Below are 409 nucleotides of genomic sequence, written 5' to 3'. Positions count from 1 at the left end.
AAACAATCTTGGCAACCATCTTCATGGCGGCATCAAAGGGTTTGATAAAGCGGTTTGGGATGTATCCATCACCGAAGAGACCGACTCAATAAGCATTCGCTATAGCCGGTTAAGCGACCATCTGGAGGAAGGCTATCCTGGAACGGTTGAATTGGCGGTGATTTATACGGTGACAAACGATCATGAAATCATCCTTACGCTCGAAGGGGAAAGTGATCGACCGACCATTTTGAATTTGACAAATCATACGTACTTTAATTTGAGCGGCAATCTGAAACGGTCAATCGCATTACATCGGCTGACGTTAAAAAGCGATCAATTCCTGGAGCTTGATGATGGCTTGATACCAACAGGTCAGGCTGTGGATGTGGAGGGGACTGTATTCGATTTCCGCAAAGGTCGTGTTATA

At 45.5% G+C, this 409-nt stretch carries 1 protein-coding gene; it reads left to right on the top strand.

What is annotated here, in order from left to right:
* The coding region (locus CVN76_RS00280) for an aldose epimerase family protein (RefSeq protein WP_442857516.1) at positions 1–409 on the top strand (409 nt) is incomplete at both ends.

It is taken from the genome of Bacillus sp. mrc49 (assembly GCF_002803435.1).
This window is presented reverse-complemented; position numbering and strand designations above follow the sequence as displayed.